This is a genomic window from Jannaschia rubra (assembly GCF_001403735.1).
Classification (GTDB): Bacteria; Pseudomonadota; Alphaproteobacteria; order Rhodobacterales; family Rhodobacteraceae; genus Jannaschia; species Jannaschia rubra.
The window spans coordinates 181611-203290 of the sequence record NZ_CXPG01000012.1; the positions used below are offsets into that span (position 1 = coordinate 181611).

Annotated in this window: 25 protein-coding genes and 1 tRNA gene; 12 read left to right on the plus strand and 14 right to left on the minus strand. The window is 64.8% G+C overall.

Annotated elements, in window-relative coordinates; translation table 11 throughout:
• Positions 1-39: 39 nt before the first annotated feature.
• A complete protein-coding gene (locus tag JAN5088_RS18140; RefSeq protein WP_074962594.1) occupies positions 40-948 on the minus strand; it encodes a reverse transcriptase family protein in 909 nt (302 codons plus the stop codon).
• On the minus strand, positions 945-1253 hold the full coding sequence (locus JAN5088_RS04020; RefSeq protein ID WP_055681516.1) for a helix-turn-helix domain-containing protein: 309 nt from the start codon (positions 1251-1253) through the stop codon (positions 945-947). Before JAN5088_RS04020 ends, JAN5088_RS18140 begins: the two co-directional genes overlap by 4 nt.
• A gap of 728 nt (positions 1254-1981) precedes the next feature.
• Between JAN5088_RS04020 and JAN5088_RS04025 the strand changes: the two genes are divergently transcribed.
• From JAN5088_RS04025 to JAN5088_RS04045, 6 genes are all read left to right on the plus strand, one after another.
• Positions 1982-2629 carry a hypothetical protein gene (locus JAN5088_RS04025; RefSeq protein WP_055681517.1) on the plus strand — a complete coding sequence of 216 codons (648 nt, stop codon included), beginning with the start codon at positions 1982-1984 and terminating at the stop codon, positions 2627-2629.
• A complete protein-coding gene (locus tag JAN5088_RS04030; RefSeq protein ID WP_055681518.1) occupies positions 2626-3066 on the plus strand; it encodes a hypothetical protein in 441 nt (146 codons plus the stop codon). The genes JAN5088_RS04025 and JAN5088_RS04030 overlap by 4 nt, the downstream gene beginning before the upstream one ends.
• A 200-nt stretch (positions 3067-3266) precedes the next feature.
• The gene (locus JAN5088_RS04035) at positions 3267-3500 is read left to right on the plus strand and encodes a hypothetical protein (protein ID WP_055681519.1); all 234 of its coding nucleotides are present in this window, start codon (positions 3267-3269) and stop codon (positions 3498-3500) included.
• A gap of 158 nt (positions 3501-3658) precedes the next feature.
• Positions 3659-4189, plus strand: a complete 531-nt coding sequence (locus JAN5088_RS04040) for a hypothetical protein (RefSeq protein ID WP_055681520.1) — start codon at positions 3659-3661, stop codon at positions 4187-4189.
• A 69-nt stretch (positions 4190-4258) separates the two neighbouring features.
• Positions 4259-4780, plus strand: coding sequence for a hypothetical protein (locus JAN5088_RS18530; RefSeq protein ID WP_143114786.1), 522 nt, complete (start codon positions 4259-4261; stop codon positions 4778-4780).
• 101 nt (positions 4781-4881) lie between these two features.
• Entirely contained in the window at positions 4882-6246 is a 1365-nt protein-coding gene (locus tag JAN5088_RS04045; protein WP_074962591.1) for an SIR2 family protein, read from the plus strand.
• Between the two features lie 24 nt (positions 6247-6270).
• Here the strand turns inward: JAN5088_RS04045 and JAN5088_RS18145 are convergent, their stop codons facing one another.
• The 3 genes from JAN5088_RS18145 to JAN5088_RS04055 form a co-directional block, all read right to left on the minus strand.
• On the minus strand, positions 6271-6579 hold the full coding sequence (locus JAN5088_RS18145; protein WP_074962589.1) for a DUF3223 domain-containing protein: 309 nt from the start codon (positions 6577-6579) through the stop codon (positions 6271-6273).
• A gap of 351 nt (positions 6580-6930) precedes the next feature.
• A tRNA-Thr gene (locus JAN5088_RS04050) sits at positions 6931-7006 on the minus strand.
• A 9-nt stretch (positions 7007-7015) separates the two neighbouring features.
• Positions 7016-8650, minus strand: coding sequence for an ABC transporter permease (locus JAN5088_RS04055; protein WP_233489713.1), 1635 nt, complete (start codon positions 8648-8650; stop codon positions 7016-7018).
• Positions 8651-8756: 106 nt separating this feature from the next.
• On the opposite strand from JAN5088_RS04055, the gene JAN5088_RS04060 reads away from it, so the two are divergent.
• Positions 8757-9617: a hypothetical protein gene (locus JAN5088_RS04060; protein WP_055681523.1), complete on the plus strand. Its 861-nt coding sequence runs from the start codon at positions 8757-8759 to the stop codon at positions 9615-9617.
• A 62-nt stretch (positions 9618-9679) separates the two neighbouring features.
• On the opposite strand, the gene JAN5088_RS04065 is transcribed toward JAN5088_RS04060, so the two are convergent.
• On the minus strand, positions 9680-9955 hold the full coding sequence (locus JAN5088_RS04065; protein WP_055681524.1) for a DUF2312 domain-containing protein: 276 nt from the start codon (positions 9953-9955) through the stop codon (positions 9680-9682).
• A gap of 78 nt (positions 9956-10033) precedes the next feature.
• Between JAN5088_RS04065 and JAN5088_RS04070 the strand changes: the two genes are divergently transcribed.
• Entirely contained in the window at positions 10034-10249 is a 216-nt protein-coding gene (locus JAN5088_RS04070; protein WP_055681525.1) for a hypothetical protein, read from the plus strand.
• Between the two features lie 7 nt (positions 10250-10256).
• Here JAN5088_RS04070 and JAN5088_RS04075 read toward each other — a convergent pair whose 3' ends face one another.
• Both JAN5088_RS04075 and JAN5088_RS04080 read right to left on the minus strand, forming a co-directional pair.
• Positions 10257-10781, minus strand: a complete 525-nt coding sequence (locus JAN5088_RS04075; RefSeq protein WP_055681526.1) for an ester cyclase — start codon at positions 10779-10781, stop codon at positions 10257-10259.
• Positions 10782-10822: 41 nt separating this feature from the next.
• Complete coding sequence (locus tag JAN5088_RS04080) at positions 10823-11872, minus strand: ABC transporter ATP-binding protein (RefSeq protein ID WP_055681527.1); 1050 nt, start codon at positions 11870-11872, stop codon at positions 10823-10825.
• Between the two features lie 359 nt (positions 11873-12231).
• Between JAN5088_RS04080 and JAN5088_RS18535 the strand changes: the two genes are divergently transcribed.
• Positions 12232-12429 carry a nuclear transport factor 2 family protein gene (locus tag JAN5088_RS18535; RefSeq protein ID WP_144431847.1) on the plus strand — a complete coding sequence of 66 codons (198 nt, stop codon included), beginning with the start codon at positions 12232-12234 and terminating at the stop codon, positions 12427-12429.
• A 60-nt stretch (positions 12430-12489) separates the two neighbouring features.
• Here JAN5088_RS18535 and JAN5088_RS04090 read toward each other — a convergent pair whose 3' ends face one another.
• On the minus strand, positions 12490-13482 hold the full coding sequence (locus tag JAN5088_RS04090) for a phosphotransferase family protein (protein ID WP_158448464.1): 993 nt from the start codon (positions 13480-13482) through the stop codon (positions 12490-12492).
• Positions 13483-13555: 73 nt separating this feature from the next.
• On the opposite strand from JAN5088_RS04090, the gene JAN5088_RS04095 reads away from it, so the two are divergent.
• Both JAN5088_RS04095 and JAN5088_RS04100 read left to right on the plus strand, forming a co-directional pair.
• The gene (locus JAN5088_RS04095; RefSeq protein ID WP_055681530.1) at positions 13556-14779 is read left to right on the plus strand and encodes an acyl-CoA dehydrogenase family protein; all 1224 of its coding nucleotides are present in this window, start codon (positions 13556-13558) and stop codon (positions 14777-14779) included.
• 61 nt (positions 14780-14840) lie between these two features.
• The gene (locus tag JAN5088_RS04100; RefSeq protein ID WP_055681531.1) at positions 14841-15056 is read left to right on the plus strand and encodes a hypervirulence associated TUDOR domain-containing protein; all 216 of its coding nucleotides are present in this window, start codon (positions 14841-14843) and stop codon (positions 15054-15056) included.
• 3 nt (positions 15057-15059) lie between these two features.
• On the opposite strand, the gene JAN5088_RS04105 is transcribed toward JAN5088_RS04100, so the two are convergent.
• The 3 genes from JAN5088_RS04105 to JAN5088_RS04115 form a co-directional block, all read right to left on the minus strand.
• Positions 15060-16568, minus strand: a complete 1509-nt coding sequence (locus tag JAN5088_RS04105; RefSeq protein WP_267885360.1) for an MFS transporter — start codon at positions 16566-16568, stop codon at positions 15060-15062.
• 19 nt (positions 16569-16587) lie between these two features.
• Positions 16588-18879: an NADP-dependent malic enzyme gene (locus JAN5088_RS04110; protein ID WP_055681533.1), complete on the minus strand. Its 2292-nt coding sequence runs from the start codon at positions 18877-18879 to the stop codon at positions 16588-16590.
• A gap of 82 nt (positions 18880-18961) precedes the next feature.
• On the minus strand, positions 18962-19468 hold the full coding sequence (locus JAN5088_RS04115; protein ID WP_055681534.1) for a hypothetical protein: 507 nt from the start codon (positions 19466-19468) through the stop codon (positions 18962-18964).
• A 179-nt stretch (positions 19469-19647) separates the two neighbouring features.
• Between JAN5088_RS04115 and JAN5088_RS04120 the strand changes: the two genes are divergently transcribed.
• Positions 19648-20541 (plus strand): EamA family transporter, encoded by an 894-nt coding sequence (locus JAN5088_RS04120; RefSeq protein ID WP_055681535.1) that lies wholly within the window; start codon positions 19648-19650, stop codon positions 20539-20541.
• A gap of 3 nt (positions 20542-20544) precedes the next feature.
• On the opposite strand, the gene JAN5088_RS04125 is transcribed toward JAN5088_RS04120, so the two are convergent.
• Positions 20545-21201 carry an NUDIX domain-containing protein gene (locus tag JAN5088_RS04125; protein WP_055681536.1) on the minus strand — a complete coding sequence of 219 codons (657 nt, stop codon included), beginning with the start codon at positions 21199-21201 and terminating at the stop codon, positions 20545-20547.
• Positions 21198-21617: a DUF983 domain-containing protein gene (locus tag JAN5088_RS04130; RefSeq protein WP_055681537.1), complete on the minus strand. Its 420-nt coding sequence runs from the start codon at positions 21615-21617 to the stop codon at positions 21198-21200. The genes JAN5088_RS04125 and JAN5088_RS04130 overlap by 4 nt, the downstream gene beginning before the upstream one ends.
• Positions 21618-21680: the final 63 nt, after the last annotated feature.

The following is a 21680-nucleotide window of genomic DNA, read 5'->3' on the forward strand; positions in this document are numbered from 1 at the left end:
TCCGCAACCCTCGAGTTCATAATCTGATAGGATGCGGAGCTAGTGGTCGAACCGCTGCAAGTTGTCACGCTCAGCGGCCATGGCTTCGGCCTTTGATCGCCAGGCAGGGTCAATCTGACTAGCCTCAAACAGACGCCCCGTTAGACGCCGGGCTACAATAAGTTTTTCACGACCGTTTGGCAAAGAGTCGAAGGTTGCCAAGTCGCCCGCTATGCCCCTCTGCCGTTTGTTGGGCAGCTTCATACCCTCTTTGGTGACGGCAACCCCGGTGATGATCCGGGGCTGTCCTGGGCGGAACAGCTTGGTCTTGTGGCCATACAGCCTGTAGGAGGCAAACACCTTCCTTGCCGCGTATATGAGACCCCTAGTCGCACCAGTTCCTGTGAACACGACATCATCGACATAAACGGTCATGATGCATCCGTTTACTTTGGCCAGCGCGGCCAAAGTCTCGAACATGTCCTCATAGGCAAAGTATGAAAGAATTGGGCTTGAACTGCTGCCCGTTGGCAGGTGCCCGTCAACTGTAAGTAATTTGGTCAATATGCCCGCGACGTCGCCAGTGCAAAGCATACGGTCTAGAAAGAAGTGATGTACTGCCTGTGATCTGACAGACGGATAGAATTTCCGGACGTCAATTTTCACACAGCCGGTGTCCACAGAATGCCCGCTGGCATTGGTGATGTAGGACCTCCCTTTGATCGCAGAATGGAGGTAATCTGGAGTATCAATTTTGGCTAAAAGCGCGGCCAGTCGCTTATGAATCTTATCTAGCTTTGGCTTAGGTTCCTGGATTGGTCGCCCGGTTCTCTTGTCCGTCCATCTTTTGTAATTGTCCGCGGCAGCGCAAAGTTCATTCAACTCATCAAGCGTCACCCGCAACCGATCCGCCAGCATTTGTGGGCTGGTGATCTTGTAGAAAATGGACTGGTTGCGGGGATAGCTCAACGCTCGGCGCTCCTGTAATCCGAAATGGTAGAAACCCAATCCAGCATCTTCACCGCCTTGTCGGCAACGAACACTCTGACATTCTCGGATTTTCCCGCCCCCTCAACCCTTTCAGCGAACAATAGTAGGGAAGACATAGGAATGTCGAAAGCGTCGGAATACTTCTGGAGTGTGGCCATGGAGACGTTCTTGTCGCCCTTCTCGATTTCCGACACGTAGGATTTTGACAGGCCCAAGCGCTCCGCGGCATCCACCTGTGATAGGTCATGATAGACCCTCACAAGGCGCAGGGCTTTATTTAGCATTTTCTCCCTCCAAACATTGAACACCTAGGGGCCGTCGAAGAAGAACCGCGCCAGTTTCACGATAGCTTTCACTATCCAAAACGCGGCCAGTAGTAGCGACCTGTTCCGAAGAACACGCCGATACCAACGACGGACCCGTTGCCCGGTGTTCAGGGGCTTCTTGGGATCATTTCCCATTTCAGCATCCTCCTGGGCATCACCACCGGACAACCCGGTGGCTGTGCGCCGACCCCAAGAGGCAAAGTGGGCAAACGGTAACCCCCAGGTATCCCCGTGCCGCAACGTGCGCTGCGGCCTTAAGTCGGAAGTCGTCGCCGATCGCATCTCTCGCTCGCGATCGCCGCTGCCCCCAAAGTGGGTAGAGACCGAAGCCTCCTCGACCGGCAAGCCGGTCAGCCTGTGGCGCTATCCTTCGCCTGAACATTGCATTCTGAATAGCAGGTCTGATCGCTTATGCAAGAAGAATGTTCGCGTACAGCGAATTTAATCCGCTCCGCTGCGTCGAAAACTACAACATGTAGTGAAGCATTGCACTTCGCCGGGGCGCTACTTCGCCAGCGTTCAGCGGCAGGTCCTCACTCGCTGGTCCCCCGCACCGCCCAAACGCGGCATCTTATACCAATGATGCGACTGTCAGGCATGGCGTCGTCGCATCTCGGGTGGCGCTCGGTCCTCCAACTGCCGGGCGCCACCAACCCAATTCCGACGCCAGTGAGAGGAGCCAACGAATGGCAGACGACCCGAATAAACGACTGGCGGAGCTGCGCGACGAGCGCGCACCCCTGGTCGAAGAACGCGAGAAGGCCCGCGCCGAGGCCACGCAGGACATGATCGCGGGCAAGAAACCCGCAGGGACCGCTGCGGCGCTGGCCGAACGCATCCAGATCGTGGACGACGCAATCGCTGAGTTGCGGGACCGATCTGCCCACGCCGCAGCGAGCCAGGACCGCGCCAAGCGGACCCGTCAGGTGCAGGGCGCGATCGATACGGCCAGCGACCGCCGCAAACTGGCCGAAGCCGTGGACAAGGCGCTGACCGACCTGGCGGCTAATTGGTCCGCCTACCGAGAGGCCGTGCGCAACGGCGTGGGCCAGACCGCTGCGGCGGGCGGCGATGTCGGTCCCATCGACCGGGTGCTGACTAACAACCGCGCCAGCGAGGCCCTTATCAAGGCCATGATCGCCGCGGGAGGCAGCGAGCTTTCCCGCGCCTTCGGCATCGATACTCCGATCAAGGTTCGCCATTCGATCAGCCTGACCGACGCCGAGCGCCGTGTCGCGGAGTCCCTGAACCTGGAACTGCTGCGGCTCAGGGCGGCGTCACCGCAGACGCACTTGGCGGCGCAAGCTGCCAAAGAACTGGAGGCACTGAAATGAGTAAAGAAGGCGAACGCCACGCGGCGGAACTGATCCGCCTGGAGGTCAAACGCAAGGAACTGGAAGACGCGCTTGGGCGCCTAGCGCGCGACGAGGCCGAGGCCCAGGAGGTCATGGACCTCGCACAGCACGTGCAACGACTGGAACAGGAGGTCGAGTCCGCTCGCGCCGCCGGACAGATGGAAAAGAAGGATGAAGACATGAACGATACGGTTACCAAGCGGGCAGTCCGCAACATGGCGAAGGTCGACGGGCAACTGGATGCCCTGGCCAAGTCGATGCAGGCCGACGGGGAGACCGTCGAGGCTGCGTACGTCCGGGCGCTCGGCAGCGACATGGGCAAGTCGATGCTCCGCACCCGCGAGGAGGCGTACGCCCTCGCGACCGGCGGCGTCACCGAGGCAGATGTGGCTGCGGCTCGCGCGGACCTCACCTGATCCGCCGACCCGACGGACACCTACAGAATTGGCCGCGCAGACAATCAGTCTGCGCGGCGTCTTTCGTTCTGGTGTGTCTCGCGGGCCACACCATTATTTGTGGGTGCGGTCCCAAACGTTGGTATGCGCGCTGCCCGCGTTCTGGGACTCTCCTCGAAGGCGAGCGCACCCGCGCCGTCGTATTGTAAGGAGCGAAAGCAATGAGCGAAGTCATCAACAGAGAAGTCACCGAGGATCAGGTCGTATACACCATGGAAGACGGTTCGTCCCATTCCATGCCGCGCGAGTTTTCCGAAAGGCTCGGTGAAGCCATCTCGTCCGGCATGGCGTTGCTTGAGGCCAAAGGCCGTAGCGATGACGAGGCTGCGGCCTGGATCAAGCAACATGTCGAGAGGATCATCCTCCGGCACGAAGCGGACGACGCAGCGGCTTAGGCGAGCGGCCCCGCCCGGCACGCTCCGGGCGGGGACGATAGGGCCCGTCGAGCGTAGCAATCTGTCATCGTCTCCCAGCTTACGCTGCGGCTCACTCGCGACAAAGTGGTCCCATCTGCCGGGCGATTGTCGCCCGCTGCATAGAAGGAGAATATACCATGACAAGAACAACATACTTCGCCTCCGCACCCGATGGGACCGAACTGACGCGCAAGACCGACCGTAAGTACACCCACGCCGTCCTGCTGGAAGGCGAAAATGGATGGCGCATTGCGGGCTTCTGCGGACGCCTCGACCTTGCGCACAAGAAGCAGACCGAGCACCCCGGCAGCATCGTGGTCGAGGCTCAGGTCCTAGGTGTCGTTTCGGCTGATGAGACCGCGTCCGAGGCCACCGAGGACGCCGAACCGACGGGCCATGAAGCGGTCGGGGCATCGGAGCGAGAGCAGAGCGTCGACGATAAGATCAGGAACGCGAAGATCACGGGTCCCGAGCGTCTGGGCACAATCGGTGAGCTAGTGCACGAGTTGCTGATGGACGTCGATAACACATACGTCGAGATTGTCGCCGAGGTGAAGCGCAGGTTCCCCGCCGCCAAGACTACCGCTCGCTCCGTAGCGTCAGTCGCGGCAGTCCTCCGCAAGAAGGGGGCGTCCGTCCCTGTTCGCCGAAAGGCCAAGGCCCCCTAAGCCCTTGATAGGGTGAGGGTCCTCCGCTAAGCTCAACCCGCAGTGGTGTCATTCTGCGGAGGACCCTGATTGGACAGTAAGAAAGGCAGCGGCGAGACGGCGAAACAGTTGATAAGGCTGGGCGCGCGCGACGACGAAGCACTTGAGCTCGTTTTGTTTCTGCACCCCGGTGCAAAGACGACCCCAACGACCATCCGGCACTACCGTTCTGAGATGCGGGCCGACTTCGAGGACGTGAAAATAGACGGTGAGGCTCCGGGCTTAGATCGGGCGCGACTCCGTGCACTGGTCTTGGGTTGGGGCGAGGTGCCGTCCACACCAGGCAGTAAACCCACCCAGTCGTATCGCGAAATTACCCGAGATAAGATACTACTATGGTGGACAAACCGGCAGGTGCTCGACGCCGTTTTGGCCGCTTGGCCCGACTGCGGGTACACGACGAACAACGTCAGCGACCTCCGGTCGAGGCTGCGAGCAAAGGACGAGCTTGTCCCAGACGATGACGCGGCGCGAAGGTGGCAAGAGGGTAGGCCGTGGGCGATCGATCCGAAACCACCTGCCGGTCTGAAGCCACCCGCGAAATCAGTCTAGGTTGGCCAGGGATGATTGCGCGTTCTCATGGCAAGTAAGCATCTGTTGGCTCCTGTTGGATGTGCTAAGCTGCCCCAAAGTACATTGGGGAGCTTTGGCATTTGGAATATCAAACCTACAAAGATCAGATCACCTCGGAAGTTGCATCGCAGATAGAGAAACTGGGTTGTCAGCCTGTACTTTTTCTGGGTTCGGGGATATCGCGCCGATATTTTAATGCACCAAATTGGGTTGAGCTTTTACAACAGTTGGCCGAGGAGTGCCCACTGATTGATAAGGACTACGCCTACTATGCTCAGTCATGCTCAAGCGCCCCTCAAATAGGAAGCATCTTCGCTGATAAGTACCGAGAGTGGGCTTGGGGGAGCGGCAAAAACCAGTTTCCAGTCTCTCTATTCGAGTCAGACGTTGCGCCAGATGCGTTCTTAAAACACGCGGCGGCAACGATATTGAAGGGCAAGTGTCCCGCGACTTTGGCGGGCGTCGATGCCACGTATTCAGACGAAATCGCGGCAATGCAGGCGATAAAGCCCCATGCGGTTTTGACTACAAATTACGACACCCTGCTTGAGAGCATATTTTCCGATCACGCCGTTGTAATTGGCCAATCCGCTTTGAAGGGCATGCCCTTCGCCGTAGGCGAAATATTCAAATTTCATGGATGCGTTAACGATATCGAGCAAATTATCCTGACTTCGGAAGACTACGAGACTTTCTACAAGAAAAAGAAATTTATCGCCGCACGATTGCTTTCGCTCTTCAACGAGCACCCAATGCTAATAGTCGGATATGGGGCAAACGACCCGAACGTTCAAGCGATCCTTTCGGACATTGACGAAGCGCTTGCCTTGCCTGGTTCACTAATCGAAAACATATACTTTGTTGAATATGATGCGGAGGCTGAGGCCAAAACTTCTTTGCCGATTGAGAAGCTGATCCAAATCGAAGACAACCGTAGCGTCCGGGTCAAACTCGTGGTCACCTCTGACCTCGAATGGGTATTCAAGGCCTTCAAATCACCCGATAACCTGAACTCCATTCCGCCAAGTATCATGCGCGCGATTCTCGCTAGGTCCTATGAGTTGGTAAGGTCTGATATCCCAAGAACCAAATTGGATGTTGATTTTGACTTCCTTGAGCGCAAGCTGGAAAACCAAGACGAGTTTGCGCAGCTTTTCGGCATAACAACCGTAAATGATGCATCCACAATTTCCGCCAAATTCCCTTACTCGATCACGGAGCTTGGTAAGAAACTTGGAGGAAATAGTTGGCATCTAGCAGATAAGCTGATGAAAATGATCAAGGCCGATACGGGCGTGGATATAAAAGAAAGTGACAGCCGCTTTCAACATATGGTCAAGGTCAACAATTCCAAGTTTCATAAATACTCAGACGACGCCTTCGATCTTCTGAAAAAAGTGCAAGCGGCTGGCCATTGTGAAACTGAATGGCTGGAAGACACCTGAACTAGGCAGACCCAGTTCTGTTACTCACGTCGAATGGCTAGCAATGGCTGACACAGCTTTTCCGTAGCTAAAGTCCGATTCCGTTCCGTCTTCAAAATGGACGTAAAAACAGGTCGTCACGGCGTGAATACCGCCCGGTCTCTCATCGTTGTTCTGTCGGCGGAAAGCATTCACAGCTGTCTTGTCCACCTCGTGACCGGGCGCGGCGACACAATAATCAGCGTAGAGAGCTAAGACATTACGAAGTTCACTGGCTTCAACAGGCGAACCCACCGCAGTGCCGTTCAACACTGCCTTGAAGTGCTCCTTGGCCTCCCCAACGCCGTCGAACATTAGGCCGGAACTGAGGACTACAGGTTTCTTTCGTGCTATTTTACCACTCCCTCTCTTGCCAGCTACGAACCGCTCTCCGCATATGGCGCTACTCTTGGGCTTTCCAGCGTCCTGTGACTATCAAGGTGTGCGGACTGATTAACAAGGGCTTAGGGCACAAGTTGGTCTGGTGTGCTACCAAACGTCTAAATGTGAAATCCGCCCTCGAAGTTCTAAGCTACTGAAAAGACGTGATGTTGAATGAAGGCCGTTCCCGACGCAAATTCGGTACTTATACTGTGTTTGACCGAAGCGGCAACGCTAGGTCAGACTCGGAAAAGGCCGTAACACATTGTTCTTATTGTAAAATTTTGGTGCCCCCACACGGACTCGAACCGCGGACCTACTGATTACAAATCAGTTGCTCTACCAGCTGAGCTATAGGGGCACGTCCGCGCTATCTAGACGCGTCCGCGCGGGCGAGCAAGAGGACGGCGATGAGGCCGACGCCGGTGATGACAAGCGCCGCGGGGGCGGCCTGCGCCAGCCGCTCCAGCGAGGCCTGATCGTGGACGCGCGTGGCGAGGGTGTTGAAGTTGAAGGGTCGAAGGAGGAGCGTCGCCGGAAGCTCCTTCATGGCGTCGACGAAGACCAGGAGCAGCGCCATGGCGACCGATCCGCGCATCAGCGGTAGATGCACCGCGCGCAGGACGCCGCCGGGCGTCCGGCCCAGCGAGCGCGCCGCCATCGGCAGGGACGGCGGGATGCGGCCCAATGCGGCATCGGCGGCCCCCTGCCCGATGGCGAAGAACCGCACCACATAGGCGAAGACCAGCGCGGCAGACGATCCGGTCAGGATCAGTCCCGGATCGTGGCCCGTCAGGGCAACGACCGCATCCGCTACCTGGTTGTCGAGCGCGGCGAGCGGGATCAGCACGCCCAGCCCCAGCACCGCCCCGGGGGCCGCATAGCCTACGGTCGTCACCGGCAGCAGGCGGCGCGGCAGCGTCCGGCCGGTCATCCGCACGCCGTAGGTCATGAACAGCGCCAGGCCGACCGTCACCACGGCCGCCGCGCCCGCGACGACCAGCGTGTTGACCAGCGCGCGGATCAGGCCGGGGGCCAGCCACCCCTCGGCCGAGACGACGGAATGCCAGGCCATCACCCCGGCCGGAAAGACGAAGCCCAGGATCACCGGCACGGCGCAGGCCAGCGTGGCGGTCCATCCGCGCGCGCCTCGCAGCGCGGTGCGGGCGACGGGCCGCTGCGACCGGGCCGCCTGCCAGAACCTGCGGCTGGCGCGGGATTGCCGCTCGACGAGGACGAGCCCGGCGATCAGCACAAGGATGACGCAGGCGATCTGCGCCGCGCCACCCGCGTTGCCGCCCGACAGCCAAGTCGAGAAGATGCCCGTCGTCAGGGTCTGCACGCCGAAGAAATCGACGACGCCGAAGTCGTTCACCGTCTCCATCATCGTCACGGCCACGCCCGCCGCCACGGCCGGCCGGGCCAGTGGCAGACCGACGCGCAGGAAGCGGCGCCATGGTCCGGCACCCAGGGCCCGCGCGACCTCGTAGCCCGCGCCCGATTGCTCCGAAAACGCCGCCCGGGCCAGCAGGTAGACGTAGGGATAGAGCGACAGCCCGATCACCAGCACGGCCGAAGGCAGCGACCGGATCGACGGGAAGACGTAATCGCCCGCCCCGGTCCACCCGAAGGTTGCCCGCAGCGCCGTTTGCACCGGCCCCGCGTAGTCCAGGAAATCGACCAGAGCATAGGCCCCGACATAGGCCGGGATGGCCAGCGGCATCAGCAGCGCCCAGGAAAGCCACGCGCGCCCCGGAAAGTCGTGCATCGCCACGAGCCAGGCCGTGCCGGTGCCGACCACCGCCGTGAGCAGTCCCACCCCGGTCATCAGGACGAGCGTGTTGCCCAGGTATCGCGGCAGGACCGTCGCGATCAGGTGCGGCCAGATGTTCTCGGACGGAAAGGCCGCCAGCCAGAACACCGCGACGATGGGCACGAGGACCAGCGCCGCGATCGCCAGCGCGCCAGCGGACCAGAGGTCGAGCCGCCGAATCCCCGGTGTCATAGTGTTTTCGTCGGACATGGGGCGCAGCGCTAGATCATTGCCGTTTGCCTGTCCAGCGGGGCGGGGCTATCGTGCCCTCCGCCAATTATCGACAGGGGCCGGGCATTTGGACATCGCGATCCACCTGGGTGCGCATTGCACCGACGAGGATCTGATCCTCAGGACATTGGGCGCGAACGCGGATCTGCTGCGGAACCGGTCGGTCTTCATCCCGCCGGGGGGGCGAGCGCGACCCGCCATCAGGAAGGCGCTGCAAGGCAGCGGCGACCTCGTGGCCGGGGGCGACGCGCTTTTGTCCGAGCTGCTGGGCGAGCGCACGGCCGAACGAATGGTGCTGAGCTACGAGGGGTTCCTGGGCGTCTATGCCAAGGTGTTGTCGGGCACGTCCATGTACATCGAGGCAGGGCAGCGCGCGCAGATGCTGCGCGACCTGTTTCCGGGCCACCGGGTCGAGTTCCTGATGGCGATCCGCAACCCGGCGACCTTCGTGCCCGCCCTGTTCGAGGCGTCGTCGATCAGCGATTTCGGTGATTTCCTCTCAGGGCACGACCTTACGCAGATCACCTGGGCCGAGCCGGTCGAGGCGATCCGCGAAGCCTGTCCCGAGGTGCCGCTGACGCTTTGGTGCAACGAGGACTTGCCCCTGATCTGGCCCGAGGTGCTGCGCACCGTCTCGGGCATCGACGAGCCGCTCAAGGGCGAGGACGCGATCCTGCGCCAGATCATGAGCGAGGACGGGCTGCGCCGGCTTCGCGCCTATCTCAACGACAACCCGCCCGATACAGCCGCCAACTGGCGCAAGGTCGTGACGGCCTATCTGGGCAAATACGCCGAGGACGCCCGGATCGAGCCCGACATCGACCTGCCCGGCTGGAGCGACGAGACGATCGAGGGGCTGACCGACATCTACGAACAGGATGTCGTCCGCCTGAAGGCGAGGGACGACATCATCTTCATCGCGCCGTAGTGCGCCTACGGGATCACAGCGCCGTGACGGACGCCACGGCCGCCGCGCCGTGACGGGCGCTTTCAGGTCATGCCGAGCGCTTCCTTGTACATGTCCAGGAGGGCCTCCTCCTCGGCCACGTCGTCGGCCTCGCGCTTGCGCAGCGCGATGATCTTGCGCATCACCTTGGTGTCATAGCCGCGGCCCTTGGCTTCGGCCATGACTTCCTTGATCTGCTCGGCGATGTCCTTCTTCTCCTGCTCCAGCCGCTCGACCCGTTCGATGAACCGGCGCAGCTCGTCGGCGGTGACGCGGTAGGTGTCGGCGGGTCCGTCTTCGACGACGTGTAGTTCGGCCATTTGTCCCTGCTCCTCTTGTCGGGGTCGGATGCCTTCGGTAGCGCCGGGGCGGGTCCGATGCAACAAAGGGAGCGGGACATGGCGGCATTGATCTGGATCGGCGCGGCGATGACGGTGGCGGGGCTTCTGGGCCTCGGCTGGTGCATCTTCGTCGCCCTTCGCGCCCGGCGTCAGGGGTTGGAGGGTGCGGCGATGGAGGCGCGCCTGCGCGGTCTGGTCGCGGTGAACCTGGGCGCGCTGGCGCTGTCGGCGATCGGGCTGATGCTGGTCGCGGCAGGCGTGATCCTCGGCTGACCCGCGGTCAGGGGGCGGGTGGCTGGCGTTCGCCGCGGTCGAACGCTTCCCATCCCTCGCCATCGAAGACGTCGCGTCCCAACTGTGCGAGGACATGCGGGAAATCGACCATCACCCAGTTGTCCACGATCCTGCCGTCGACCACCTTCCAGAAATCCATGTAGCGGATGGTGACACGCTTGCCCGTCGCAGGAATGCCCATGAAGGGGCCGTGGTGCGTCGCCTCCTGCCGCCCGAAGGCCGCCGCCCATTCGCCCATGTAGAGCCGCGCTTCGTCGATGCAGACCTTGTCACCGAACGCCGCCTGAAAGGGCTTCTGCCAGTTCTCCTGGAATTCGCGGATGCCGTCCTTGGTGCCGCAGCCGGTGTTGCCGCGCCAGCCGAAGCCTTCGGCAAAGAACTCGCCGATATCGGCGATGCGGTGGTCGTTCAGGCCGTCGACCATCCCCTCGATCACGGCGCGCGTGGCCTCGGTCTTCGACATGTCGGTGTCGCGGGTCAGGACGGCCTGTTCGGGGCGGCTGCCTTTCATCGTGTCTCTCCTGTCATGAACATGCGCCGCGGCACGGGGGGTCAGGCCAGACGTTCGCCCGTTGCGGTGTCGAACAGGTGGCAGATGTCGCGCGGAACATGCGCGGCGAAGGGCGCGCCGATCTTCGTGCGGAAATCCTTGGCCGCCTTCACCGCGACCAGCGCACCCCCGGCGCGCACGGTCACCATTGTCGAATCGCCCAGAAGCTCCATCGAATAGACCGGCGCCTTCACCTCGCCCGTGCCGTCGGGGGCGACCGCTGCATCCTCGGCCCGGAACCCGCAGACGACAGCGCCGTCCACGCCGGTGAACCCCGGGATCTCCACGCCGGCCGCCTGGAACGTGCCGTCGGTGATCCGGCCTTCCATCAGGTTCATGGCCGGGCTGCCGATGAAGCCCGCGACGAAGATGTTGGCCGGGTTGTCGTAGATATCGGTCGGTGTGCCCACCTGCTGCACCACGCCCGCCTTCATCACGACGACCCTGTCAGCCAGGGTCATCGCCTCCACCTGGTCGTGGGTGACGTAGATGGTCGTGACCTGCAACTCGTGGCTCAGGTTCTTGATCTGCGCCCGTGTGGATACGCGCAGCTTGGCGTCGAGGTTCGACAGCGGCTCGTCCATCAGGAACACCTTGGGCGTGCGCACGATGGCGCGGGCCAAGGCCACGCGCTGTCGCTGACCGCCGGACAACGCGGCGGGCTTGCGGTCGAGGAACGGGGTCAGCTCCACCATTTCAGCCGCACGGGCCACGCGGTCGGCGTGTTCCCCCTCCGGCACCTTGCGGACCTTCAGGGGGAAGCGGATGTTCTCCCATACGTTCATGTTGGGGTAGAGACCGTAGGACTGGAACACCATCGCGACGTCCCGGTCCTTGGGGTCCAGATCGTTGACCCGTTTTCCGTCGATCACGATGTCGCCCGAGGTCGGATCCTCCAGCCCCGCGATCATCCGCATCGTCGTGGTCTTGCCGCAGCCCGAGGGGCCGAGCAGGACCAGGAACTCCCGATCCGCGATTTCCAGGTCGAATTGGTGAACGCCGACGAAACTGCCCCAGCGTTTGGTCACGCCCTTCAGCTCGATCTCGGCCATGTCCCGTCTCCGCCTGTCCCGTCGCAAGCACCCTAGACAGGACCGCCCGCCTACAGCAAGCGTTTTGCAAGCGTATGCAACGGAGGTGCTCATGCGGTCCGATGGCGGCAACTTTCGACGGGGGGCGCTGGCTCTGCTGGAGCGGGCGGCCCTGGGTGGCGAGGGCATCGCGTGGGATGCTGTCGCCGAGGCGTCGCACGCCTTCGGCATGCTGAATACGGAGGGCTTGGCAAAGTTGTTCGCCGACCTGCGCCGCGTCCCGCCCGAGATGGAACGGCGCGACGACATCCCTCTGGTTGGCATGAACCGCCCAGACGCATGGGTTCCCGGCCCGCATCCCTCCCCCCCCCGTGGCGACGGTGGGGTGCTATCTGGGCACGTTCCGCGAACCCTTCGCCGTGACGTGCGGCGACGTGGCGCTGACGCACAACGGGGGCGATTACTGGGGTATCGCGGCCACCGGACGCAAGTTGCGGATGCGGGTGATGGATTTCTACCGCTTCGACGAGGCGGGAAGATTGTGGAAAACTGGCTGCCCGACGACACCATCGGTCTGATGGCGCTAATGGGCGTGGAAGTCATGGCGCGGATGCGGCATCTCACGGGTCAGCCGCGCCTTACCCTCTGAGCCGCAGGCCGAGGTCGATGAGTTCCGGCACCAGACGCCCGTATTCCGCCCCCTGCTCCGGGTTCGACGCATTGCCCGCCGCCGCGCGCGCACCTACCCCGGCCAGGATCGCGGCCAGCCGGTAAGCCGCCAGCACCGACCAGGCGGACCAATCGGCAACCTCCGCAATGGCGCGCCGTTCGCAGAACGCTGCGACATAGGCATCGTCGGATGGCAGGCCAGCGGCCTTCCGATCGACCCCGGCAAGCCCGCGCAGCGGCCCGTCGTGGCGCAGGCCCCATTGCATGCATTGGTAGGCCACATCGGCCGACGGATGGCCCAGCGTCGAAAGCTCCCAATCCAGCAGGCCGATGACGCGCGGCTCGGTCGGGTGAAAGATCATGTTGTCCAGCCGGAAGTCGCCGTGAACCAGCGCGGGCGGCGCCGGCGCGACCCGCTGGTCCGACAGCCAGTCGCCGAGCGCGACCATCCCGGGGTTCGGCGCCGCGACGCTCGCCGCATATTGCCGCGACCAGAGCCCGACCTGCCGGTCGAAGAATCCTTCCGCCCGGCCGAAATCGGCGAGGCCCACGCCCTCCGGGTCGAGACCGGCGAGAGCCACCAGAACGCCGTTCATCGCGTCGTAGATGGCGGCAGGGTCCGCGACATCCGGCAGGGCCGGGTCCCAGAAGATGCGACCGTCGAGATGCTCCATGACATAGAACGTCCGGCCCAGTGGGTTCTCTCCCTCCTCCAGCAGGATCATCCGGGGCACCGGCACGCCCGACCCTGCGAGCGCATCCATCACGCGGTATTCGCGTTCGACCATATGCGCCTTGGGCAGCAACTGGCCGGGCGGCTTGGCCCGCAGGACCATCGGACCCGCCTCCGTCCCCAGCCGCCAGGTCGGATTGGACTGCCCCGTGCCGAACCTTCGGGCGTCGGTCACGCGCGGGTGGCCGGGCAGGCGGTCAGACAGAAAAGCGAACATGTCGTCGGGCAAGGTATCCATCCACGCAGGGTTGCGCGCCCGGGCGCGACTGGCAAGAGTGCGCGGCAAAAGGGAGGGACCGAAGATGGACCTTGGACTGACCCCGCGCGGCCGGGAATTGCGCGATGCCGTAGCCACGATGGTGCGCGACCGGATCGCGCCGCTCGATGCCGAGTTCCACGCAGAAACCGGCGGCACCGGCAACCGCTGGGAACACACGCCCCGGCAGACCGAGATCCTCGAGACGCTGAAGGCCGAGGCGCGGGAGCGGGGGCTGTGGAACCTCTGGCGCACGCATCTGCCGGGTGGGCCGGGCATCACCACCGTCGACTACGCCTGGATCGCGGAGGAGATGGGACAAAGCTGGCTCGCCCCCGAGGTCTTCAACTGCAACGCCCCCGATACGGGCAACATGGAGGTCTTCGCCCGCTATGGCACCGACCCCATGAAGGACCGCTGGCTGGAGCCGCTGATGCGGGGCGAGATCCGGTCGGCCTACCTGATGACCGAGCCGGACGTGGCCTCCTCGGACGCCACGAACATCGCCATGGACTGCCGCCGCGATGGCGACGAATGGGTGCTGAACGGTGAAAAGTGGTGGTCCACCGGCGCGGGCGACCCCCGCTGCGTCGTGCATATCGTCATGTGCCGCACCGATCCGGACGGGCCGCGCCACGCATCGCACTCCATGGTCGTCGTGCCGCGCGACACGCCCGGCGTCACCGTCCTGCGCGGATTGCAGGTCTTCGGCGACGACGAGGCGCCGCATGGGCACATGCACATCCGTTACGAAAACGTCCGCGTGCCGCTCGACGCGATGCTGCTCGGAGAGGGGCGCGGCTTCGAGATCGCGCAGGGGCGCCTCGGGCCGGGGCGCATCCATCACTGCATGCGCGCCGTGGGGATGGCCGAGAAGTGCCTGACGCTGATGGTGGAGCGCGGCGCGGCGCGGCACGCCTTCGGCAGCGACCTGAACGCCCTCGGCGGCAACATGGAGCGCATCGCCGAAGCCCGGATCGGGATCGAGGGTGCGCGCCTTCTGTGCCTCAAGGCCGCCTGGGCGATGGACCAGGGCGACATGAAGGCGGCGGCGCCCCTCATCTCGCAGGTCAAGATCATGGCGCCCCGCGTGGCCCTGCGGGTCTGCGACGAGGCGATCCAGATGCACGGCGGCGCGGGCGTATCGCAGGACACTGACCTCGCGCGCACCTACGGACATCTGCGAACGCTGCGCCTCGTGGACGGGCCGGACGCCGTTCACCTGCGGACCGTGGCACGGGCGGAACTGCGGTCGCGCGGGTTGCGGTGACAGCGCCGGAACCCCGCGGCCCGATGCCGGTTGATCCTGCGTCAAGCATGAGGAGAGCGGGATGGCCAAGTACAACGTCGGCGACAAGGTGAAGTGGAACTGGGGGAACGGCACGGGCGAAGGCAAGGTGCAGAAGACCTATGACCACAAGATCACGCGCAAGTTGCAGGGATCGGAGGTGACGCGCGACGGGTCCGACGACGACCCGGCCCTCTACATCGAGCAGGAGGACGGAGACGGCGTTCTGAAGCTGTCGTCCGAGGTCGAGAAGGCCTGAACCTCAACCCCGCATCCGCCGTAGGCTGAACCGCAGGCCCGTGAACAGGGCGAGCCCTGCGAAAGCGAGGATCGGCCACCAGAATCCGAGGGCCGCGGCCTCGACGAAAGTCTCACGGCTCGCCGTGGCGACGGCGGTTTCGTTGGGTCCCAGCGTCGGGAAGAATAGCTGGCTGACTATGGCGATGCCCAGCACCGCCCCCGCTTGCTGAAACGCCTGCATGGCGCCCGACCCGGCACCCGCATCCGTGCCCGCGACGGTCGACAGCGTCGTCTCGAACAGCGCGGGAATCGCCGTGCCCATGCCGAGGCCACAGACGAACAGCGGCAATGCGAACCGGATCGCGCCCAGCGTGTCGCCCGTCGCGAGCACGGTCAGGTGCATCAGCGTCATCCCAACCGTCAGCGTTGCGGCCCCGATGAAGATACGCCGGTCGTGCCAGTGCCCCAGCAGCCGCCCCATCACGGTCGAGGCGATCATCACCCCGACCGGGAAAGGCACCGTCGCGAGCCCCGATTCCAGCGGGGTCAAGCCGAAGCCGCTCTGAAAGAAGATGGCCAGCATCAGGAACATCCCCGGCACGCCCGAGAAGAACAGCGTCACGAGCGCGACGTTCGACAGATAGGCCCCGTTCGACAGCAGCGACGCGGGCATCAGCGCGGACGCCCCCGAGCGGGACCGCAGATGCTCCCACCACAGGAACAGCGCGCCCACGGGTATGGCCGCGATCATGGCGGCGAAGGTCCACCAGGGCCAGTCGAAGGTCCGCCCCTCGATCAGGGGCAGGACGATCAAGGTGATCGCCACGCCGAACAGCGCCATCCCGAGCCAGTCCGGCGTCGCATCCTCCTGCCGCGGCAGGACCGGAAGAAGCCGCAGCGCCGCCACCAGCGCGATCCCGCCCAGTGGCAGGTTGATGAGGAAGATCGGACGCCAGTCGAGACCCCAGAAGTCCACAGCGATGATCGCCCCGCCCAGCACCGGCCCGGCCACGGCCCCCAGGCTGGTGATCGTGCCGACCATGCCGAAGACGCGGGCCTTCTCGTCCGCCCGGAAGATGACGTGCAGGATGGCCAGCACCTGCGGCACCATCATGGCGCCCGCGATCCCCTGAAGCGCACGCGCCGCGATGAGCGTGCCGATGTCCGGCGCGATGCCGCAGAGCGCCGAGCCCAGCGTGAAACCCGACAACCCCCAAAGGAACAGACGTCGTCGCCCGAAGATGTCGCCGAACCGCCCGAACGGCAGAAGCCCGACGGCAAAGGCCAGCACATAGGCGGCAGCGACCCATTCGAGCTGCGTTGCGGTGGCACCGGTGTCCTGCTGTATGCTGGGCAGCGCGACGTTCACGATGGTGACGTCGATCAGGTTCATGAAGTTCGCCAGCAGCAGGACCGTCAGCGCGGCCCATCGGCTGGGGTAATCGTCGGCCGGGATCTCTGCAGTGGTCATCCGGTGCCCCCTGCGCCGTGGATCGTCCGCAGGGACATAGCCCGCCCCGCCCCGCGTCAACGGGCCGCGCCCGCTGCCGTTAGCCGTAATGCGCCACCGGCGTCCCGGCCAGTGCCGAGATGTTGAGCAGGCCGCGCGCCGTGATCGAGGGCGTCACGATATGCGCCTTGTTGCCCATCCCCATCAGGATCGGCCCGACCTCCAGCCCGTTCGCGCGCATCTTGAGGATGTTGCGCGTGGCCCCCGCCGCGTCGGTCGAGGCGAAGACCAGCACGTTGGCCACCCCCTCCATTCGCGAGCAGGGCAGGAACCGGGCGCGCAACTCCGGGTCGAGCGCCGCGTCGACGTGCATCTCCCCCTCGTACTGGAAGTCGAGGTCCATCGCGTCGAGGACGGCGAGCGCGGCGCGCATCGTCTCACCACTGGCCGAATCGAGGTTCCCGAACTGCGACCCCGAACACAGCGCGATCTTCGGATCGACCCCGAAGCGGCGAACGTGGCGGGCGGCGGCGATCACCGTCTCGGCCACCTGGTCGGGGGTCGGGCAGGCGTGGACGTGGGTGTCGGCGATGAACAGCGGCCCGTCCTCCAGGATCATCAGGGACATGGCGCCCACCGGATGCAGCCCCCCCTGCCCCAGGATTTCCGTGATATAGCGCAGGTGCCAAAGGAACTGCCCGAAGGTGCCGCAGATCAGCGAGTCCGCCTCGCCCCGCTGCACCATCACCGCGCCGATGGCGGTGGTGTTGGTCCGCATCACCGCGCGGGCCAGGTCGGGCGCCATGCCGCGCCGCGCCATCAGCGAATGATACGTCTCCCAATAGTCCCGATACCGGGGGTCGGATTCGGGATTCACGATCTCCAGGTTGCGCCCCGGCTCCAGCGTGAGGCCGGCGCGGGCGATGCGGGTGGCGATGACCTCCGGCCGGCCGATCAGGACGGGGGTGTCCGTCGTCTCCTCCATCATGGCCTGGGCCGCGCGCAGCACCCGCTCGTCCTCGCCCTCGGCAAAGACGATGCGGCGCTCGGCCTGCGCGGCGGCGGCGAAGACGGGCCGCATGATCATAGACGACCGGAAGACCGACGCGTCGAGCCGCGCGCGATAGGCCGCCATGTCCTCGATCGGGCGGGCGGCCACGCCGCTGTCCATCGCTGCCTGCGCCACGGCGCTCGCCACCACGCCCATCAGGCGCGGATCGAAGGGCTTGGGGATCAGGTAGTCAGGGCCGAAGGTCAGTTGCTCGCCCTGATAGGCGGCGGCTGCCTCGGCGCTGGTGGTGGCGCGGGCCAGCGCGGCAATGCCCTCGACGCAGCCGACCTTCATCTCCTCGTTGATCTCGGTCGCGCCCACGTCGAGCGCCCCGCGGAAGATGAAGGGAAAGCAAAGCACGTTGTTGACCTGGTTGGGGTGGTCCGACCGTCCGGTGGCGATGATGGCGTCGGGCGCCTCGGCCTTGGCCAGGTCATAGGCGATTTCCGGGTTCGGGTTGGCCAGCGCAAAGATGATCGGCCGCGCCGCCATGCGGGCCACCATCTCGGGCTTCAGAACCCCCGGGCCCGACAGCCCGAGGAACATGTCCGCCCCGTCGATCACCTGCGCCAGATCGCGCGGCCCGCCCGGCTGGGCGAAGGCGGCCTTCTGCGGGGTCATGTCGACCTCCCGCCCCTCGTGGACCAGTCCGTGCAGGTCGCAGAGGAACACGTTCTCGCGCTTTACGCCCAGCGTCACCAGCATGTTGAGACAGGCGATCCCCGCCGCCCCGCCGCCGGTCGAGACGACCTTCACGTCCTCCCACTTCCGCCCGGTCAGACGCAGCGCGTTGAGCGCGGCGGCCCCGACAACGATGGCGGTGCCGTGCTGGTCGTCGTGGAAGACGGGAATGTTCATCCGTTCGCGGCACAGCTTCTCGACGATGAAGCAATCGGGGGCCTTGATGTCCTCCAGGTTTATGGCGCCGAAGGTCGGCTCCAGCGCGCAGACGATATCGGCCAGCCGCTCGGGGTCGTTCTCGTTCAATTCGATGTCGAAGCAGTCGATGCCCGCGAACTTCTTGAACAGGACGGCCTTGCCCTCCATCACCGGCTTCGAAGCCAGTGCCCCGATGTTACCCAGCCCCAGCACAGCGGTCCCGTTGGTGACGACGGCGACGAGGTTGCCCCGCGCGGTATAATCGGCGGCGGTCCTGGCATCGTCGCGGATGGCGAGGCAGGCTTCGGCCACGCCGGGCGAGTAGGCGCGCGCCAGATCGCGGCCATTGGCCAGCGGCTTGGTCGCCCGGATCTCCAGCTTGCCGGGCCGGGGCAGCCGGTGATAATCGAGCGCGGCCTGCCGCTGCGCGGCCTGATGATCGTCCTGGTTCTGGTCGCTCATGCTCAGGGCCTCCCTCCTGGTTCGGAATCGTTTAGCCCTAAACCATCGCCAGTCGCCAGAGGGCGCGTGCCGCGCGCAGGGGTCAAAACCGGCTGGAACCGACGGGCGATCGCGGCCGGATCAGATCGTGCAGCGGCGTGGTCAGACGCCGGCTTTCGACGATGCACAGCAGGATCTGGTTGCGGGTCAGGGCCGCACCCTCGATCTCGCGGAAATCATATGTCCGCGCAACGTAGCGGCCAACGGAGGCGACGACCTCGGTATCGCTCAGCGTCGCGGTCTCATGCAGGAACAAGGCGCGCACCTCGGCTTTGGGCCGGTGCAGCAGGCGGGCACGGTCGCGGACCCAGCCCTCGGGGCGGAGCGCCGCGTCGAACCCGGCGCGTACCGTCGCCCGGCGCAGTGAGTCCTCGACCTCGACTGCGGGCGTCCGCGTCGCCTGCGCCAGCGTCAGACCGAGCGCCAGAGCCAATCCCCCAAGGGCCGTGACCATGCAGCCCGTTTCATGGCGCTCGTCCCGCATTGCCCAGGCGACCGGGTGGAAGCGCAGGCGCGGCGAGCAAGCGGCCGGATGGGCGGACATGGTCATTGCGGCGGAACTCCGGTCGAATTGCGACGAAGGTAGAGCGCATTTGGAGCGTTATCGTGGCACGGCTCTCACCGCCCGGTCACGATGCGGCAACGGTCCGAGGCTGACACCGCGGCTGTGGCCAAGATGGAAACGCATTACCTCTGGCCCCGGCAACAGAGCCCATGCCAGATGCCCGAATGTCTCTCTGGGTCTTCGCCTCGCTCTTTGCCGCCTCCGTTCAGGCACTGCGCTTCCTTCTGCAGAAGAAGCTGGCCGTGTCGGGCCTGTCGCCCGCCGCCGCAACCTTCGCGCGCTTCGTCTATGCCCCCGCGATCATCGCCGCCGGGCTGGCGGGGTGGACGCTGGCGACCGCCGGCGTCCTGCCCCGCATCGCGCCCGGCTTCTGGACCTACGCCCTGTCCGGCGGGATCGCGCAGATCCTGGCGACCATGTGCGTCGTGGCCCTGTTCGCGCGGCGCAACTTCGCGGTGGGTATCGCCTTTTCGAAGGTCACCGTCCTGATGACGGTGGTCGCGGGCTTCCTCGTCCTGGGCGAATCAGTCACCCTCGCTGACCTGTCGGCCATGGGCGTGGGGCTGGTGGGCGTGCTGATCCTGTCGGTGCCGGCCGACGGCGGCTGGCAGGTGTTCAACCGCGCCTCGGCGCTCGGCCTCGCATCCGGCGCGTTCTTCTCGATATCGGCCGTGGGCTATCGCGGCGCGTCGCTTCTGGTCATGTCCGAGGCGCCCCTGTTGCGCGCGGCCGTGACGCTGTGCCTCGTCACGCTGCTCCAGACCCTCCTGCTGGGCGCCTGGCTTGGCTGGCGCGACCGCGCCGGGCTTCTGGCCGTCTTCCAGCGCTGGCGGGCGACCGCCCTGGTGGGGGCCACGTCGATGGCGGGGTCGATGGGGTGGTTCACGGCCTACACGCTCCAGACCGCAGCCTATGTGAACGCCGTGGGGCAGGTCGAGCTGATCCTCTCGATCCTGATTTCCTGGCTTGTGCTGGGCGAACGGTTCAGCCGGCGGGAACTGCTGGCCATCGCGCTCGTCACGGCCAGCGTGATTGCGCTGATCCTGTTGCAGGCCTGACCGTCAGAGACGGTGGAACACCGAGGTCTCGCCCGAATTGTCGAAGAACGGCGTGCCCGGCGCGTCGGTCCCCGCGGCGATGGCGGCCGTCTCGGCCAGCACGACCTCGGTGATGAACGGCATGTCCAGCGCCCGCGCCTCGGCCAGCGGAACCCAATGCAGGTGGCTCAGCTCGTCCTCGGCGCGGGTGAAATCGTCGGGGTCCGTGGTCAGCGTGTCGGCGGGCACGAGGAAGAACCGTGCGTCGAACCTCCGGGGCCGGCCCGGCGGGGTGATCGCGCGAAAGATGAACCTGAGCGGCGCGGCGTCCGGTAGCAGGCCCGCGAACCCCGGCCAGTCGCAGCGCAGCGTCGGGTCCGGACATGCCCGGGCGATGACCTGCCCCGTCTCCTCCGCCAGTTCGCGCAGAGCCGCGGCAGCCAGCGTATCGGGCGCCGTGGACGACCGCGCCGACAGCGCCACCCGCGTCTCGGCCTGCAACGGCCGGGCGAGCGGCTGCGAGGCGTCGCCCGCATCGACGGCGCCGCCGGGAAAGACGTATTTCGACGGCATGAAGACCGCCCCGGCCCCCCGCTGACCCATCAGGACGCGCGGTCCCCTCGTCCCGTCGGTCCGCAGCAGGACCACGGTCGCGGCATCGCGCAGGGGAACGTCAGTCACGTCCGCAGGTCCCGCTCCGACGCGCGCCGGCCGAACCCGCCCATGCGCGCCGCCCACTGGACGCCGACGATCACGCCCTTGAGACGCGGCAGGAAATAGAGCGACAGCGCCGCCGACGCGACCATGAAGATCGCCATGAAGGTGTAGGGGTCCGGCTCGAACGCGGTGAAATACCACAGCATCGCAGGGCCGATGATGTGCCCCACGACCAGCAGCGTCAGATAGGGCGGACCGTCGTCGGCGCGGTGATGATGCAGTTCCTCATTGCAGACGGGACAGGAGTCGCGCACCTTGAGATATCCGTTCAGCATCGGTCCCGAGCCGCAACTGGGACAGCGCCGCAGCCAGCCGCGGAGCATGGCGCGGGGCATCCCGCGGGGGATTTCTGTGGACTGGTCTTGTACGGCGTCTGTCATCGGCGTTCCTTCCGCGGCGACAGATATGCCGGCCCGACGGTCGAGAGAACCCCGCATGTCCGC

Excerpts from the sequence above, each read along its gene's own strand:
- JAN5088_RS04020 (WP_055681516.1), bottom strand. The coding sequence starts at position 1,253 with ATGCTAAATAAAGCCCTGCGCCTTGTGAGGGTCTATCATGACCTATCA.
- JAN5088_RS04025 (WP_055681517.1), top strand. The coding sequence starts at position 1,982 with ATGGCAGACGACCCGAATAAACGACTGGCGGAGCTGCGCGACGAGCGC.
- JAN5088_RS04030 (WP_055681518.1), top strand. The coding sequence starts at position 2,626 with ATGAGTAAAGAAGGCGAACGCCACGCGGCGGAACTGATCCGCCTGGAG.
- JAN5088_RS04035 (WP_055681519.1), top strand. The coding sequence starts at position 3,267 with ATGAGCGAAGTCATCAACAGAGAAGTCACCGAGGATCAGGTCGTATAC.
- JAN5088_RS04040 (WP_055681520.1), top strand. The coding sequence starts at position 3,659 with ATGACAAGAACAACATACTTCGCCTCCGCACCCGATGGGACCGAACTG.
- JAN5088_RS18145 (WP_074962589.1), bottom strand. The coding sequence starts at position 6,579 with ATGTTCGACGGCGTTGGGGAGGCCAAGGAGCACTTCAAGGCAGTGTTG.
- JAN5088_RS04055 (WP_233489713.1), bottom strand. The coding sequence starts at position 8,650 with ATGACACCGGGGATTCGGCGGCTCGACCTCTGGTCCGCTGGCGCGCTG.
- JAN5088_RS04065 (WP_055681524.1), bottom strand. The coding sequence starts at position 9,955 with ATGGCCGAACTACACGTCGTCGAAGACGGACCCGCCGACACCTACCGC.
- JAN5088_RS04070 (WP_055681525.1), top strand. The coding sequence starts at position 10,034 with ATGGCGGCATTGATCTGGATCGGCGCGGCGATGACGGTGGCGGGGCTT.
- JAN5088_RS04075 (WP_055681526.1), bottom strand. The coding sequence starts at position 10,781 with ATGAAAGGCAGCCGCCCCGAACAGGCCGTCCTGACCCGCGACACCGAC.
- JAN5088_RS04080 (WP_055681527.1), bottom strand. The coding sequence starts at position 11,872 with ATGGCCGAGATCGAGCTGAAGGGCGTGACCAAACGCTGGGGCAGTTTC.
- JAN5088_RS04095 (WP_055681530.1), top strand. The coding sequence starts at position 13,556 with ATGGACCTTGGACTGACCCCGCGCGGCCGGGAATTGCGCGATGCCGTA.
- JAN5088_RS04100 (WP_055681531.1), top strand. The coding sequence starts at position 14,841 with ATGGCCAAGTACAACGTCGGCGACAAGGTGAAGTGGAACTGGGGGAAC.
- JAN5088_RS04110 (WP_055681533.1), bottom strand. The coding sequence starts at position 18,879 with ATGAGCGACCAGAACCAGGACGATCATCAGGCCGCGCAGCGGCAGGCC.
- JAN5088_RS04115 (WP_055681534.1), bottom strand. The coding sequence starts at position 19,468 with ATGACCATGTCCGCCCATCCGGCCGCTTGCTCGCCGCGCCTGCGCTTC.
- JAN5088_RS04120 (WP_055681535.1), top strand. The coding sequence starts at position 19,648 with ATGTCTCTCTGGGTCTTCGCCTCGCTCTTTGCCGCCTCCGTTCAGGCA.
- JAN5088_RS04130 (WP_055681537.1), bottom strand. The coding sequence starts at position 21,617 with ATGACAGACGCCGTACAAGACCAGTCCACAGAAATCCCCCGCGGGATG.